The 14,473-nt window shown below is 70.2% G+C and carries 15 protein-coding genes; 7 read left to right on the forward strand and 8 right to left on the reverse strand.

The genetic code is table 11. The features are described from left to right. Nucleotides 1-8 precede the first annotated feature (8 nt). Complete coding sequence (locus ABD256_RS22215; protein ID WP_344421895.1) at nucleotides 9-893, forward strand: phosphotransferase family protein; 885 nt, start codon at nucleotides 9-11, stop codon at nucleotides 891-893. Nucleotides 894-1,063: 170 nt separating this feature from the next. On the opposite strand, the gene ABD256_RS22220 is transcribed toward ABD256_RS22215, so the two are convergent. The 4 genes from ABD256_RS22220 to ABD256_RS22235 are packed head-to-tail and all read right to left on the reverse strand — an operon-like array spanning nucleotide 1,064 to nucleotide 3,992. After that, a complete protein-coding gene (locus ABD256_RS22220; RefSeq protein ID WP_344421898.1) occupies nucleotides 1,064-2,086 on the reverse strand; it encodes a copper resistance D family protein in 1,023 nt (340 codons plus the stop codon). Next, nucleotides 2,083-2,622, reverse strand: a complete 540-nt coding sequence (locus tag ABD256_RS22225) for a copper resistance CopC family protein (RefSeq protein WP_344421901.1) — start codon at nucleotides 2,620-2,622, stop codon at nucleotides 2,083-2,085. Before ABD256_RS22225 ends, ABD256_RS22220 begins: the two co-directional genes overlap by 4 nt. Further along, entirely contained in the window at nucleotides 2,619-3,395 is a 777-nt protein-coding gene (locus ABD256_RS22230; RefSeq protein WP_344421903.1) for a YcnI family copper-binding membrane protein, read from the reverse strand. The genes ABD256_RS22225 and ABD256_RS22230 overlap by 4 nt, the downstream gene beginning before the upstream one ends. Nucleotides 3,396-3,455: 60 nt before the next feature. Continuing rightward, a complete protein-coding gene (locus ABD256_RS22235; protein ID WP_344421906.1) occupies nucleotides 3,456-3,992 on the reverse strand; it encodes a hypothetical protein in 537 nt (178 codons plus the stop codon). Nucleotides 3,993-4,485: 493 nt separating this feature from the next. Between ABD256_RS22235 and ABD256_RS22240 the strand changes: the two genes are divergently transcribed. Genes ABD256_RS22240 through ABD256_RS22255 form a run of 4 tightly spaced genes read left to right on the forward strand, consistent with a single transcriptional unit; the run spans nucleotide 4,486 to nucleotide 8,078 of the window. Further along, nucleotides 4,486-5,133 (forward strand): ABC transporter permease, encoded by a 648-nt coding sequence (locus tag ABD256_RS22240; protein ID WP_344421908.1) that lies wholly within the window; start codon nucleotides 4,486-4,488, stop codon nucleotides 5,131-5,133. After that, nucleotides 5,126-6,334, forward strand: a complete 1,209-nt coding sequence (locus ABD256_RS22245; RefSeq protein WP_425546493.1) for an ATP-binding cassette domain-containing protein — start codon at nucleotides 5,126-5,128, stop codon at nucleotides 6,332-6,334. Before ABD256_RS22240 ends, ABD256_RS22245 begins: the two co-directional genes overlap by 8 nt. Then, nucleotides 6,331-7,110, forward strand: coding sequence for an ABC transporter permease (locus tag ABD256_RS22250; RefSeq protein WP_344421914.1), 780 nt, complete (start codon nucleotides 6,331-6,333; stop codon nucleotides 7,108-7,110). The genes ABD256_RS22245 and ABD256_RS22250 overlap by 4 nt, the downstream gene beginning before the upstream one ends. Beyond that, a complete protein-coding gene (locus ABD256_RS22255) occupies nucleotides 7,107-8,078 on the forward strand; it encodes a glycine betaine ABC transporter substrate-binding protein (protein WP_344421917.1) in 972 nt (323 codons plus the stop codon). The genes ABD256_RS22250 and ABD256_RS22255 overlap by 4 nt, the downstream gene beginning before the upstream one ends. A 75-nt stretch (nucleotides 8,079-8,153) precedes the next feature. On the opposite strand, the gene ABD256_RS22260 is transcribed toward ABD256_RS22255, so the two are convergent. Next, nucleotides 8,154-8,822 carry a DUF6474 family protein gene (locus ABD256_RS22260; protein WP_344421919.1) on the reverse strand — a complete coding sequence of 223 codons (669 nt, stop codon included), beginning with the start codon at nucleotides 8,820-8,822 and terminating at the stop codon, nucleotides 8,154-8,156. A 103-nt stretch (nucleotides 8,823-8,925) separates the two neighbouring features. On the opposite strand from ABD256_RS22260, the gene ABD256_RS22265 reads away from it, so the two are divergent. Further along, nucleotides 8,926-10,569 carry a TM0106 family RecB-like putative nuclease gene (locus tag ABD256_RS22265; RefSeq protein WP_344421923.1) on the forward strand — a complete coding sequence of 548 codons (1,644 nt, stop codon included), beginning with the start codon at nucleotides 8,926-8,928 and terminating at the stop codon, nucleotides 10,567-10,569. A 22-nt stretch (nucleotides 10,570-10,591) separates the two neighbouring features. On the opposite strand, the gene ABD256_RS22270 is transcribed toward ABD256_RS22265, so the two are convergent. Then, a complete protein-coding gene (locus tag ABD256_RS22270; protein WP_344421925.1) occupies nucleotides 10,592-11,359 on the reverse strand; it encodes an SDR family NAD(P)-dependent oxidoreductase in 768 nt (255 codons plus the stop codon). Between the two features lie 163 nt (nucleotides 11,360-11,522). Between ABD256_RS22270 and ABD256_RS22275 the strand changes: the two genes are divergently transcribed. Beyond that, nucleotides 11,523-12,833 carry a UDP-glucose dehydrogenase family protein gene (locus tag ABD256_RS22275; RefSeq protein WP_344421927.1) on the forward strand — a complete coding sequence of 437 codons (1,311 nt, stop codon included), beginning with the start codon at nucleotides 11,523-11,525 and terminating at the stop codon, nucleotides 12,831-12,833. A gap of 129 nt (nucleotides 12,834-12,962) precedes the next feature. Here the strand turns inward: ABD256_RS22275 and ABD256_RS22280 are convergent, their stop codons facing one another. Next, nucleotides 12,963-14,102 carry a S8 family peptidase gene (locus ABD256_RS22280; RefSeq protein WP_344421930.1) on the reverse strand — a complete coding sequence of 380 codons (1,140 nt, stop codon included), beginning with the start codon at nucleotides 14,100-14,102 and terminating at the stop codon, nucleotides 12,963-12,965. 152 nt (nucleotides 14,103-14,254) lie between these two features. Continuing rightward, nucleotides 14,255-14,428, reverse strand: a complete 174-nt coding sequence (locus tag ABD256_RS22285) for a hypothetical protein (protein ID WP_344421933.1) — start codon at nucleotides 14,426-14,428, stop codon at nucleotides 14,255-14,257. Nucleotides 14,429-14,473: the final 45 nt, after the last annotated feature.

Genomic DNA, 14,473 nt, shown 5'->3' on the forward strand with positions numbered 1-14,473 from the left:
GGGCCGTCGTGGACGGGCGTTTCACCAGGGTGAGGCTCGACGCGGCGCTGGGGGAAACCTGCGCCGCGCTCGGACTCGACGCCGCCGGGGCGGTGCTGCTCAGGTTCACCAACAACGCCGTGTACGCGCTCGCGTCCGCACCCGTCGTGGTGCGGATCGTCGGCTCGCACGCGCTGCGGCACCGGGTGCACAAGGTCGTCGCGGTCGCGCAGCACTTCGCCGAGCACGGGGTGCCCGCGATCCGGCTCCTCCCCGGCGTCGGACAGCCGCTCGAAGTGGGCGAACACCTCGTCACGGTGTGGGAGCGGGTGCCGTGCCGTCGCAGGGCGACCGCCGCGGACCTGGCCGCGCTCCTGCGCGGGGTCCACGCGCTGCCGCCGCCGCGCGGCCTCGAAGAGTGGTCGCCGCTCGACGACGTGCGCGCCAGGATCTCCGACGCCGAGGAACTGGACGCGGGTGACCGCACGTTCCTGCTGCGCCGGTGCGCGGAGGTCGACGCCGAGCTGCGGGACCTCGAATTCCCGCTCGTGCAGGCGCTCGTGCACGGCGACGCGCATCCCGGCAACGTCATCGTGGGGGACGACGGGCCCGTGCTGTGCGACTTCGACTCGTCCTGCGTCGGCCCGCCCGAGTGGGATCTGACACCGCTCGCGGTGGGCCGTGAACGGTTCGGGGACCCCGCCGGGAGATACCGGATGCTGGCCGACGCCTACGGCTTCGACGTGACCGGCTGGACCGGGTTTCCGGTGCTCAGGGCGGCTCGGGAGCTGAAGCTGACGACGAGCGTGCTGCCGATCCTGCGCAGTCATCCCCGGGTCGCGGGTGAGCTGCGCCGCCGTCTCGACGACCTGCGGGCGGGGCGCACCGACACCCGCTGGGCGCGGTACCGGTAGGTGACCATGTGCGCACTGTGTTTTGCACGACGTTCAGCGCGTGCAGATGACCGTTCGTCGTTTGCACTGGCAGGGACGATCGCCGGTGGCGAATTCGGCCCGACTGGTCACCCCATTAAGCCGAGTTGTTCCACCAGAAGTGCAAGTTGCAGCTACCTGCTGTTACCAAATCAGGTGACGGGTGCTCGTGTCAACACGACGGCGAAGCCGAAGGCGAGTCCCATGACGGTCAGTTCGAGCGTGACCCAAGCGGCGAGCGCGGTGCGCTTGTGCTGCTCGATCTGCGGCATCAGCCGCCAGCGCACGTTCGCGCCGAGCAGCGCGATGGCGCCCGCGCACAGCAGCTTGAGCAGCACGAGCTGGCCGTACGGGGTGGTGAACACCCCCGCCCAGAACGAAATGGCCGGGTTGAGGTAGATCTCGATGAACCCGTTGAACAGCCCGGTGACCGCGGTCAGGACCAGGCACAGCGTCGCGAGCTTGGAGAACCGGGGCAGCGCGTGCGCGAGCAGCGTCCGGTTGCCCGCCAGCAGCACGCCCATCGCGCCGAGCCCGCCGGTCCAGGCGACGGCGCTCATCACGTGCAGCTCCATCGAGATCATCGTGTAGTCGTGGAAGTTCCAGTTCGACGCGTGGCCGGTGACCGGCAGCGGCAGCAGCGCGAACAGGCCGAGGCCGACCCTGACCTCGGCGGGCACCTTCTCCCCGTGCTTCAGCGCGAGTGCGCCGAGCCCGGCGTGCAGCAACGCCAGCGCGGCGACGACGACCAGCGCCTTGCCCGCGCCGATCTCCGCGATGTAGTCGCCGATGTCGCCGAGCCCGATGCTGCCGGCCTGCGGCCGGAACTCCGCGGTCTGCAGCACCAGCGCCGCGAGCGCGGCGATCGCCCACACCACGGCACTCGCGACGGCGGCGGGGCGCGCCTTCGCGAGCACCGGCTCGGTGAGCTTCGGGCGGTCGTACCCGACCAGCACCGAAAGCAGCGACAGCCCGATCGTGGCGACCGCCGCCAGGTCCAGCACGACCCGCACCAGCGGGATCGCGACCGAGACCACCTCGCTGACGTCCGTCACGCCCGGCACCGGCGCCGCCGCGGTGAGCGCGACGCCGATGAGCGCGGCGACGAACGCCGCCGCGACCACGCAGACCAGGGTCTGGTACCGGACGTTCGAGGTGGCCTCGGCCTTGGTCATGACTTCTTGTCTTCCTTCGCCGAACCCGAACCCGAGCGCAGTGCCAGCGCGAGCCCGGCGCCGAGCACGACGACCGCGCCGACGAGCCACACCCACACCGGGACCCCGCCGGAGCCGCTGGACTTCGCGGTGTCCTGGTCGTCCGGTTTCGCGGCGGCGGGCGTGCCGGTGCCCGCCTTCGTCAGCGTGAACTCCGTTTCGCCGGACACGGGGTGGCCGTCGGCGGACAGGATCCGGTAGCCGACCTTGTACACCCCGGCCGGTCCGAGCGGGCGGACCGGCGCGGACACCACGTTGCTGGTCACCTCGACCGCGCCGTCGGTCCACTTGTTGCCGTCCGGCCCGGTCAGCGCGAGCTGGTTGTTACCGGGCTGCACCGGGGCGTCGAAGGTCAGCGTGATCTTCGACGGGCCGGTCTCGACCGACGCGCCCTTCGGCGGGTCGGACGAAACGAGGACGTTGTGCGCGAAGGCCGGGGTGGCCGTGCCCAGCACGGCCGCCGCGGCCAGCGCGATCGTCAGTACTGCCTTCTTCATTCCGAAGACGCTCCAGTTTCTCCAGCCTTCGCGTTGGTGACCGTCTTTCGCGCCCTGATCGTCGCGCCCGCGCCGAAGCCGAGGCCGAGCGCGCCGACGACGAGGCCGGCGCCGCCGAGCCAGCGGGCGGTGTTGTCGGTCGAGCCGGCCGGGGCGGCGGCCTCGGTGTCCGAGTGGCTCGCGTCGGCCGGGGCCGCGCCGTGGTGGCCGGACTCGGCCGCCGCCAGCTTCACGGTGGGCGCCGGGTGCTCCGGCTCCTCACCGTTCGGCGGGGCCGGCTCGTTCCAGTTCACCACCTTGCCGTTCTCGTAGGTCTGCGCGGCGGGCAGCTCGATCTGGTCGAGGTCCGGCAGCGCGCCGACGGAGATCTCGAACTCCTGGAACTCGCCGGAGCCCGCGGCGATCTTCGTGCCGGGCTGCGCGGTCCAGGTGATCTTGGTGACCGCTTCGGTGATCTCGGTGCCCTTCGCGGTCTTGACCGGCGCGGGCAGCTTCTCCTTGGTGACCTGCGCGGTCCAGCCCGGTACCGGCTTGGCGCGCCCGCTGCTGATCGCGTACTCGGGCTTGAGGGTGACCTCGACCTTCGTGGTGCCCGCGTCGGGTTCTTCGTTCGGCACGCGCAGGAAGATCGCGCCGTAGCCGCCCTTCGACGGCTGGGTGCCGTAGACGTTCGCGGTGACGTGGGCGGAGGCGATCCCGGCGCCGAGCAGCCCGGTGACGCCGACGGTCGCGGCGACGAATCCGGCGCGCTTGATGGCACGGTTGGTGGCCATGGGTTTTCTCCTGAACAGGGGGAAATCCAGCGCCGACGCGCTGGGGTGAGTGGGGCGGGTTCAGGAGGGCGGTGGCGGGCCGCGGCGGGCGCAGACCCGGCGCAGCACCACGCCGACGTGCGGGCAGTCGGCAGCGGGCCGGGCGGCGGTGGGCGCCACGGGACCCGTCGGCACCGGCGCCGGGCGCCACACCGTGGGGAGGAACAGCCACAGCGCGGAAACCGCCGCGCGGAGCATCGACTCGGCGGTCGTGACGAGCACCGCCGCGATCCCGGTCGCCACGACGTGCGCCGCGGTCATCACGGCGCCGTCGACCCGCGACGACGTGCCGTGGTCCATCAGGTCGCTGAGCACGACGTGCATCACGAGCTGCCCGGCGCCGAGGACCGCGAACGCGCCGAGCGGGCCCTTCGTCCGGTCGGCCAGCGCCGTGGCCACCCAGCCGATCAGCAGGGTGAGCAGCACGGTCAGCGCCGTGTCGGGCAGGACGCCGTCGGCGAACGCGTGCGCCGAGACGGCGAGTGCGGCGGAGCTGGCGGCGAGCAGGCCCCCGCGCGCGACGCGCAGCGGGTTACGCCCGTTCGGATGCCTGCTCACGTCGCAAGCGTATGGGACGAATGGGGCGCCGGGCGACGTGCTCCCACCCTGTGGTGACCGGCGTGGCACGCCGGGGCGAGAAGTATGCCCGAAATAGCTTCGAAAAGGTTATCTTCCCTGGTCGGCGGCGCGGAGCCGGTGCGGGTGCGCCCGATTCACGGGCTTCATTAGTTGCCGAAGGGCAACCGATGGGGAACTGTGAGCGCACCATAACCGGCCTCGGGGGACCCGTGTTCGCACTACTGAGCGCGATCCCTCGGCACTAAGCTGCTACCCCGAACGGGTGATGCGAGCGCGGAAGGGAGGGGCGTGAGACTACTGAGCCTGGTGAAACCGAGCCTGATGACAGCCAGTGGTGCCGCTTCTCCGCGCGACGCGCGTCACCGGCCCCCGCGCGGGGGCGACCGTGGGAACGACACGTGCGGTGGGAGAACGACATGAAGGTAGTCACGGAAACCCGCGCGGGACGTCGCGCCGGCCGGAGCCGCCGGTCATGAACGTCTTCGAGTACATCTCCGACCGCTGGAGCAGCATCTCGCTCCAGGCGTGGCTGCACACGAGCGCGGTGGTGCAGTGCACCATCATCGCCGCGGTGCTCGGGGTGCTGATCGGCGTCGCGGTGTACCGCAGCCCGATCGGATCCGCGCTGGCGACCGCGCTGGCCAGCACCATCCTGACGATCCCGTCCTTCGCGCTGCTCGGCCTGCTGATCCCGATCTTCGGGCTGGGCTCGCGGCCCGCGGTGATCGCGCTCGTGCTCTACGGCCTGCTGCCGATCGTGCGGAACACGATCGTCGGCCTCGGCGGCGTCGACCCGGCGATCTCCGACGCCGCGAAGGGCATCGGGATGAGCAGGCTCGGCGTGCTGAGCCGGGTGGAGCTGCGGCTCGCCTGGCCCGCGATCCTCGCCGGGATGCGCGTCGCGACCCAGATGCTGATGGGCATCGAGGTCATCGCCGCCTACGCGAAGGGCCCCGGCCTCGGCGGCGAAGTGTTCTCCGCGCTCAGCAACGCCGGCAGCGCCAACGACGTCAACCAGGCCGTCACCGGCACCGTCGGTGTCATCATCCTCGCCCTCATCCTCGAGGGCATCTACGCCATCATCGCTCGTCTCACCGTCTCAAGGGGTGTCCGTGGCTGACCGAACCGTGACCAGTGCCGAAGGCGCCACCAGCATCGACGGTGCCGTCTCCGGGGTCGAAATCGAACTGGAGAAGGTGACCAAGCGGTACCCCGGTACCAAGGACCCCGCGGTCAACGAGTTCAGCATGGTGGTGCCCGCGGGCAAGATCGTGATCTTCGTCGGGCCGTCCGGCTGCGGCAAGACGACCACCATGCGGATGATCAACCGGCTGATCGAGCCCACCTCCGGCCGGATCACCATCGGCGGCGAGGACGCGCTCAAGCTCAACGCGGACACCCTGCGCCGCAAGATCGGCTACGCGATCCAGCAGGCGGGGCTGTTCCCGCACTTCACCGTCGAGCAGAACATCGCGGTCGTCCCCGGCCTGCTCGGCTGGGACAAGAAGCGGGTCGAGGCCAGGGTCGAGGAGATGATGGACCTCGTCGGGCTGGACCCGAAGGAGTTCCACGGCCGGTACCCGCGCCAGCTCTCCGGTGGCCAGCAGCAGCGCGTCGGCGTGGCGCGCGCGCTCGCCGCGGACCCGCCGGTGCTGCTGATGGACGAGCCGTTCGGCGCGGTCGACCCGATCACCCGCGGCAACCTGCAGGACGAGCTGCTCCGCCTGCAGACCGAGCTGAAGAAGACGATCGTGTTCGTCACGCACGACTTCGACGAGGCGGTGAAGCTCGGCGACAAGATCGCGGTGCTCGGCAACCAGTCGTCGATCCTGCAGTACGACAGCCCGGACGCGATCCTCGCCAACCCCGCGAACGACACGGTCGCCGGTTTCGTCGGCGCCGGTGCCTCGCTCAAGCAGCTCACCCTGCTGCGCGTCCGCGACGTCGAGCTGAAGACGGACGTGCCGACCGCGAAGGAGGACGAGTCGCCCGCGGCCGTGCGCGAGCAGCTCGTGAAGCGCGGCAAGCACTTCGTGCTGGTGCTCGATTCGCGCAACCGGCCGTCGCGGTGGGTGCACACGCGCGAGCTCGGCACCGCCGCCACGATGGCGACCGCGGGCAGGCCGCTCGGGGACCTCGTGAGCCTCCAGTCGACGCTGCAGGACGCGCTGGAGGCGATGCTCGCCGAGGGCGGCGGCGTACCGGTCACCGGCCCGCGCGGCGAATACGCGGGCGTGATCGAACTCGACACCGTGATGTCGACGATCCAGAAGATCCGCGAAGAGCACGCGGACGACCACCAAGAAGAGGACCAGTCGTGACGGCCGCTGTCGACACCGGGTTCTCCACCGAATCCGGCTCGAAGCGCGCGGAGCGGATCCGGCTCTTCGCGCAGCCGCTCGCCGTGGTGCTGATCGTCGGCGTCACGATGGTGTGGCTGTTCACCAGGAACCTCTCCGACACCGAGCGGGAGACGCTGAACGGCGCCGCGCTGCTGAAGAACCTCGGCGACCACCTGCTGGTCACGCTCGTGGTGTCGGTGCTGGTGGTGGCGATCGCGGTCCCGCTCGGCATCCTGGTGACGCGGCCGTTCGCGCGGTGGGCGGCGCCGGTGTTCCTGGCGATCGCGAACATCGGGCAGGCCGCGCCCGCGCTCGGCGTGCTGGTGCTGTTCTTCCTGGCGACCGGCGCGACCGGCGGGCTGTGGGTGGCCGCGATCCCGCTGACCTTCTACTCGCTGCTGCCGGTGCTGCGGAACACCATGGTCGGGCTCGACCAGGTGGACCCGGCACTGGTCGACGCCGGGCGCGGGATCGGCATGTCGGGTTCGAGCGTGCTGTGGCGCATCGAGTTCCCGCTCGCCATCCCGCTCATCCTGGCCGGGCTGCGCACCTCGCTCGTGCTCGCCGTCGGCACCGCGACGCTAGTGCACTTCGTCGACGCGGGCGGGTTCGGGCTCCTGATCGAAGCGGGCTACAAGCTGAACCTGACCAGGGTGCTGATCGCGGGCGTCGTGCTGTCGGTCGGCCTCGCGCTGATCGTCGACTGGCTCGGCGCGATCGCGGAACAGCTGCTCGGACCGAAGGGACTGCGATGAAACGCCGGATCAAAGCGGTTTTCGGCGCGGCGCTGCTCGCCGCGTCGCTGTCCGCCTGCGGCCTCGACATCAACGCGGCGGTGCCGTACCAGATCGAACCCGCGTCGATCCAGCCCGTGCCCTCGCTGCAGGGCGTGAAGGTGACGGTCGGCTCGAAGGACTTCACCGAGAACATCATCCTGGGCTACATGGCCGAGATGGCGCTGACCGCGGCCGGTGTCGACGTCGTCGACCTCACCGACATCAAGGGCTCGAACAGCGCGCGGCAGGCGCTGCTCAACGGCCAGATCGACATGAGCTGGGAGTACACCGGCACTGGCTGGATCAACTACCAGGGCAACGAACTGCCGGTGCCCGGCGGCGAGAAGGCGCAGTTCGACGCGACGAAGGCCGCCGACGAGTCGAAGAACGGCATCACCTGGCTCGACTACTCGCCGCTCAACGACCAGTACGCGTTCGCGGTGACCGACGCGTACGGCCAGAAGAACAACCTGAAGACCACCACGGACATGACCAACTTCCTGAAGCAGAACCCGGATCAGGCGGTGTTCTGCCTGGAGACCGAGTTCACCAGCCGCCAGGACGGGTTCCCCGGCGCGCTCAAGAAGTACGGGTTCCCGGTCACCACGATCAAGAACTTCGGCATCGGCACCATCTACTCGTCGATCAAGAGCGGCACCTGCAACATCGGCGAGGTGTTCACCACCGACGGCCGGATCAAGGGCCTCAACCTGCGCATCCTCGAGGACGACAAGCAGACGTTCCCGCAGTACAACGCCTCGGTGACGCTGCGGACCGAGTTCCTGAAGCAGCACCCCGAGCTGCGGAACGTGCTGGAGCCGGTCGGCAAGGCGATGACGAACCAGCAGATGATCGACCTGTGCAAGGAGGTCGACATCGACGGCAAGTCCGCCGCCGAGGTCGCGAAGAACTGGATGGTGGGGAAGGGCTTCGTCAAGGCGAGCTGAGCCGCCGGTCCTGCCACGGCCGCGTCCGTTGGCGGATGCTCCTGCGGAGGCCAAGGCGAGGTCCGCCGCAGCGCGTCAGACGCCCAAGCGGTGCAGCAGCTGGGTTTCGAGCTGGTCCAGTTCGGCGGAGACGGCCCGGTGCGCTGCCTTGCGCCGGGTGCCCGGCATCCGCTCCGCCGCGCGGACGGTCGCCGTGAGCTGCTCCAGCGTGCCCCGGCCGCGAGCGGCGAACTTCTTGTCCTCGTCGCCGGCCTTCTCCGACTTGTGGAGGTCGACGAAGCCTTCCGCCAGCCCGGCGATCCTGGCGTGCAGCCCGGCGCCGCGGCCGCTGTACTCGCCGAGTTCGTCGACGCTGATGCCGAGCTTGCGTGCCTGGTAGCGGTCGTAGGCCTCGCGTGCCGCGCCCGCCGCGCGCACCGCGAACGGCGCGAGCACGGGGATCACCGCGGGGCCGACGACCTTCGCGACGGCGATCGCGTTGCGCGCCTTCTTCGGGGTGAAGCGGCTTTCCTCGCGCTCGGCGGTCACCACGATCTCACCGCCCGGTTCGCCCTTTTTGCGGGCCTTCTTCACGGCCTTGACGGCATCCTTCTTCGCCTGCTTCACGGCCTTCTTCTCGTCCTTGCCGGCGGCCTTCTCGGCCTTCTTCGCCGCCCTGGAGTCGGCCATGTGCTGGATCGCCTCCACCGTCTCGCCGGCGAGCCCGCCGAGCGAGCTCTCTTCGGAAGAGTCGTTGCGCGTCATCGGCTGCACCTTTCGAAAGCGTCGGTGACGAACTTACTGGTGCCCGCTCGCGTGGGCATGTCGGCGGGTGGCATGACACCCGATGCGACCTAGAGTGATCCTCATGGGTGCCGAGGTGCTGCTGGATGCCGGTGCGGTGAGTCGTTGCCGTCGGCGGGTGCACCTCGAACACGACCCCGGCATGCGGGACGTGCCGCTGCCGCCGCCCGATCCCGCATCGGAGCAGCGTATCGCCGATGCCGCCGCGCACCGCCTCGCCATCCGGCAACGCCTCGTGGACGCCTCGGCCGCCGACGCGACCTGGGTGACCGTCTCGCGCGACCTGCCTGCCCAGGACCGGGTGCGCGCCACCGAACAGGCGCTGGCCGACGGCGTGCCGTTCATCTGGGGCGCGTTGCTGCCGGTCGACACCGGCGGGCACCGGCGCGGCGGCGTGGAGCTGCTGGTGCGCTCCGACGGCGGGTACGTCCCGGTGCTCGTGGTGCGGCACCGGATCACCGACCGCGGCGCGGGCGCGCCGACCACGGTGATGACCGATCTCGACCCGCACCACGCGGTCGCCGACCCGGTGCGGAAGGTGCGCTCGCAGCCGAGGGACCAGATGCGGCTCGCGCACCTGCGCCGGATGCTGGAAACCTCCGGCCACGCGCCGCGCGAGCGGGCCTACGGCGGTGTGATCGGGCTCGACGCGGACGTCGTCGTGTGGCACGACCTCGCCGCCGGTACCTGGCCGGGTGGCCGCACCGCGCTCGACGAGTACGACGCGCGCTTCGCCGACCGCGTCGCCATCGCGACCGCGGCCGCTTCCGGTGACGTCGCGCTGGCCGAGCCGTCCCGCGTGCTGGAGTGCAAGCGCTGCCCGTACTGGCCGACGTGCCAGCAGAAGCTCACCGAGACCAGGGACGTGAGCCTGGTGGTGCGCGGCGAGGACGCCATGGAGCTGCGCAGGCTCGGAGTGTCCACTGTGGACGCATTGGCGGCGATGGACCCCGGCGACGAACCGCCGATCACCTGGACCGGCGGTTCCTACGCGGACGCCGTGGTGCTCGCGCGCGCGTGGCTCGCGGATCTGACCATGGTGCGCAAGGTGGAACGCGTCGATGTCGCGCGCGCCGACGTCGAGGTGGACGTCGACATGGAGAGCTTCGGCGATTCGGGCGCCTACCTGTGGGGGTGCCTGCTCTCCGGCGCGGACATCGGGATCGAACAGGGCTACCACGCGTTCGCGACCTGGGAGCCGCTGCCGACGACGGACGAGGCGCGCTCGTTCGCCGAGTTCTGGACCTGGTTCCGCGAGGTGCGGGCGCGGACCGAAGCGGCGGGGCTGACCTTCCGCGCCTACTGCTACAACGAACTCGCCGAGAACCGCTGGCTCTACGGCTCCGCCGACCGCTTCCGCGACCATCCCGGCATCCCGTCGAAGGCCGAGATCCGGTCCTTTGTGGAATCCGACGAGTGGGTCGACCTGTTCCGGATCGTCGCCGACCAGTTCCTGTGCTCGTACGGGAAGGGGCTCAAGGTCGTCGCCCCCGCCGCCGGGTTCTCCTGGCGCGACGCGGAAGCGGGCGGCGAGGCGTCGATGCGGTGGTACCGCGACGCCGTCGGCATGGACGGCGAGGCACCCGACGCGGTCCAGCGCGAGCGGCTGCTGCGCTACAACGAGGACGACGTGCTGGCCACGCGCGCGCTGCGGGTGTGGATGACGGAACGCGCGATGCGGGAAGTGCCGTTCATGGGCGACATCTGACCGCGCGTCCCGCCGCCGCGGCCTACTTGGGGGCCATCCGCAGCGAACCGTCGAGGCGGATCACCTCGCCGTTGAGGTAGTCGTGTTCGACGATCGTGGTGGCGAGCTGGGCGTACTCGTCGGGACGGCCGAGCCGCTTCGGGAAGGGCACGCCCGCGGCGAGGCCGGCGCGGAACTCGTCGCTGACGGTCGCGAGCATCGGGGTGTCGATGATGCCCGGCGCGATCGTGGCGACGCGGATGCCGTGCGAGGCGAGGTCGCGCGCGGCGGGCAGGGTGAGCCCGACCACACCGCCCTTGGACGCGGCGTAGGCGATCTGGCCGATCTGGCCGTCGAACGCCGCGACGGACGCGGTGTTGACGATGACCCCGCGGGCGTTGTCGTCCAGCGGCTCGGTCTTCGCGATGGCCTCGGCCGCGATCGTGAGCACATTGAAGGTGCCGATCAGGTTGATCTGCACGACCTTGGCGAACAGGTCGAGATCGTGCGGGCCCTTGCGGGAGAGCACGCGCGCGGACGGCCCGATCCCGGCGCAGTTGACCACAATCCGCAGCGGCGACCCCGAACCCGTGGCCTGCTCGACGGCGGCGCGGACCTGCTCGTGGTTCGTCACGTCGGCTTCGACGTAGGTGACACCCTCGACCTGCTCCGCCTTCTCAGCAGTCTTGATCGACGGTGCGAGGTCGAGCGCGAAGACCTTGGCGCCCTTGGCCGCCAGCGCCTTCGCGGTGGCTCCACCGAGGCCGGACGCCCCACCGGTGACGATCGCCGCGGTATCCCTGATCTGCATGTTCTCCCGTTCCTTCCGGATAGGCGTGAAGCCGTCGCCGATGTAGGTTAACGCTCGTTCGCATCAGGTGGCGGTGTTGCCTTGGTTACCCGTCGCGAGGAGTACGCGGGCCCGTCGGATTCCGTTAGCGGGGAGGTCAACTCCGGCTGCGACCTTGCTTGACATGAGCTCAGCTCGAATCGTGGTGGTAGGGACCGGATACGTCGGACTGACCACGGGGGCCTGCCTTTCCAGCCTTTCGCACCTGGTCACCTGCGTCGATGTGGACGAGGCGAAGGTCGCGAGGCTCTCGGCCGGCCGGGTGGACATCCTCGAACCGGGCTTGTCGGAGCTGGTCGCGAGAGGACTCACGTCGGGGCGGCTCACGTTCACCACCGACGCCAGGCGCGCGGTCGCCGACGCCGAGGGCGTGTTCCTGTGCGTGCCGACGCCGATGGGCGCGGGCGGCGCCGCGGACCTGCGCGCCGTCGAAGCGGTGACGGCCCAGATCGGCGACGTGCTGCCGCCCGGCTGCGCACTGATCACCAAGTCGACGGTGCCGGTGGGCACCGCGCGCCGCATCGCCGACCTGATCGGCAGGCACGACGTCCCGGTGGTGTCGAACCCGGAGTTCCTCCGCGAGGGCACCGCGGTGTCGGACTTCCTCGGCCCGGACCGGATCGTGGTCGGCTCCGACGACGAGCAGGCCGCGCACTGGGTCGCCGACCTCTACGCCGGGCTTTCCGCGCCCGCGGTGATCTCCGACGCGGCGAGCGCGGAACTGGTGAAGTACGCGGCGAACTGCTTCCTCGCGATGAAGCTGTCCTACGTAAACGCGATCGCCGAGCTGTGCGAGCGGCTCGGCGCGGACATCACCTCGGTGACCGAGGGCATGGGCCACGACCGGCGGATCGGCCGCTCGTTCCTGAAACCGGGCCCCGGCTGGGGCGGCTCGTGCCTGCCGAAGGACACGCACGCGCTCATGCGGATCGCGGAGTCGGTGCGCTACGACTTCGGCATGCTCGGCGCCGCGATCGACGAGAACATCGCGCAGCGGGACCGGATCGTCGCGAAGATCGCGGGCGCGGTCGGCGGGACGCTTGCCGGGGCCAGGATCGGTGTGCTGGGGCTGGCGTTCAAGGCCGGCACGAACGACCTGCGGGATTCGCCCGCGCTTTCGGTCTCTTCGGTGCTTTCCGCGCTGGGCGCCGACCTCACCGCCTACGACCCCGCGGTCGGCGGCGAAATCCCGGGGATGACCGTGGTGGACGACCCGTACCAGGTGGCGAAGGGCGCCGACGCGATCGTGGTGCTCACCGAATGGGCCGAGTTCCAGCGCCTCGACTGGACGTACGTGTCCGAGCTGATGCACGGGGACGCGGTGGTCGACACGCGGAACCTGCTGGAGCCGCGCGTCGTGCTGGACGCCGGCCTGTCCTGGCAGGGCGTGGGCCGGACTCTTCATCGGTCGCCGAAGTTCGCGCTGCCGGGGTGAGGTTCCACCGCGTATGTGCCCCTTGAGGGCATCAGCACCACCATGCCGCGAGGGCCCCGTGGAATCGTTGGCGGTGGAAGGAACAGCGCCCTCCCGGTGCACGGGGAGGGCACTGTCCACTGTGGACGGTTAAAGGCCCGCGGTCTGGAGGAGGCCGTTGTAGGTGCCCGCCGGGACACCGGTGATGACGTTCTTCGACGAGTTGGCCTGCAGCCAGGTCGTCAGGGTCGCCTCCGAAGCGTCACCCTTGGAACTCTTGTAGAGCGCCGCGACGCCGACCACGTGCGGGGTGGCCATCGAGGTGCCGCTGATCGACTTCGTGCCGTTGCTGAGCCAGGTCGACTTGATGTTGACGCCGGGCGCGTACAGCTCGACGTCCTTGCCGTAGTTGGTGAACGACGCGGACTTGTCGCTGATGTCCGACGCGGCGACCGTGAACACGCCGGGCGCGCTGGCCGGTGACACGTTGGACGCGTTCTGGCTCTCGTTGCCCGCGGCGACCGCGAGGAAGACACCGGACTGCGCGAGCCTCGTCGCCGCAGAGTTCACGCTGGCGTTCTTGGCGCCGCCGAGCGACATGTTCGCGACCGCGGGCTTCACCGCGTTCTTCGCGACCCAGTCCATGCCCTCGATCACGTCGGTGTTGGAGCCGGACCCGCCGCAGTTCAGCACCCGCACCCCGAACAGCTTGACACCCTTCGCGACGCCGTAGGTGTTGCTGCCGATGGTGCCCGCGACGTGCGTGCCGTGGCCGTTGCAGTCGATGCCGTTGCCGCCGGTGGCGTCGTAGGCCACCTTCGCGCGCCCGCCGAACTCGGGGTGCGTTGGCAGGATGCCGGTGTCGATGATGTAGGCGTTCACACCGGAACCGGTCGACGTGGTGACGTAGGAGTTGTCGAGCGGCAGCTTGGGCTGGTCGATCCGGTCCTGACCCCAGGAGCCGACCGCGTCGACCTGGACGCGCGCGTTCTGCTCGACGGAGGCGACCCCGCCCTTCGCGCGCACCTGCTGGAGTTTCGCGTCGTCCAGCCTGGCCGAGAAGCCGTTCAGCACGGTCTCGTAGACGTGGGTGGGGGCCACCCCGAGCGCTCTCGCGACCTGCGCCGCGTCTTCGCCTGGCTTGACCTGGACGATGTACTCACCCGCGACGCCGTCCGCGGCCGCGGGGGTGAAGGGGGCGAGCGTGGGCGCGGCCTGAGCCGAGCCGAGGGTGAGTGTGGTGCAGGCGGCGACCGCCAGCACGCCGGCGCCGATCGTCAACTTCCGCACGAGCGTCCTCCTCGAGCCAGCCGGATTTTTCCGGTTTGTCGATCCACCGTTGACTGACCGGTAACGGAGAACAATCCGTAGCCGCTACCTATGTTTTGGTGACGCCATATACATAGGGGTAGCGGGCATGTGCGGAGCGTAGAGCGTTGCGGCTAGGCGGTTGGGCGGTATGCGCGCAGCGGCTCGAAGCGGTGCGGGACGAGGTGGACGAGCGTTTCGCCGCACACGCACGTCGAGTAGACGACGATGCCCTCGGACGTGGTGTGGCGGGAAACCTCGGTGAACGGGCGGTCGGCTGGCAGCGCGCAGGACGGGCACGTGGTCATGCTTCGACGATGGCAGCCCGGCGGCCACGGCGACAGCGGTCATTC

It is taken from the genome of Amycolatopsis minnesotensis (genome assembly GCF_039529815.1).
GTDB lineage: Bacteria > Actinomycetota > Actinomycetes > Mycobacteriales > Pseudonocardiaceae > Amycolatopsis > Amycolatopsis minnesotensis.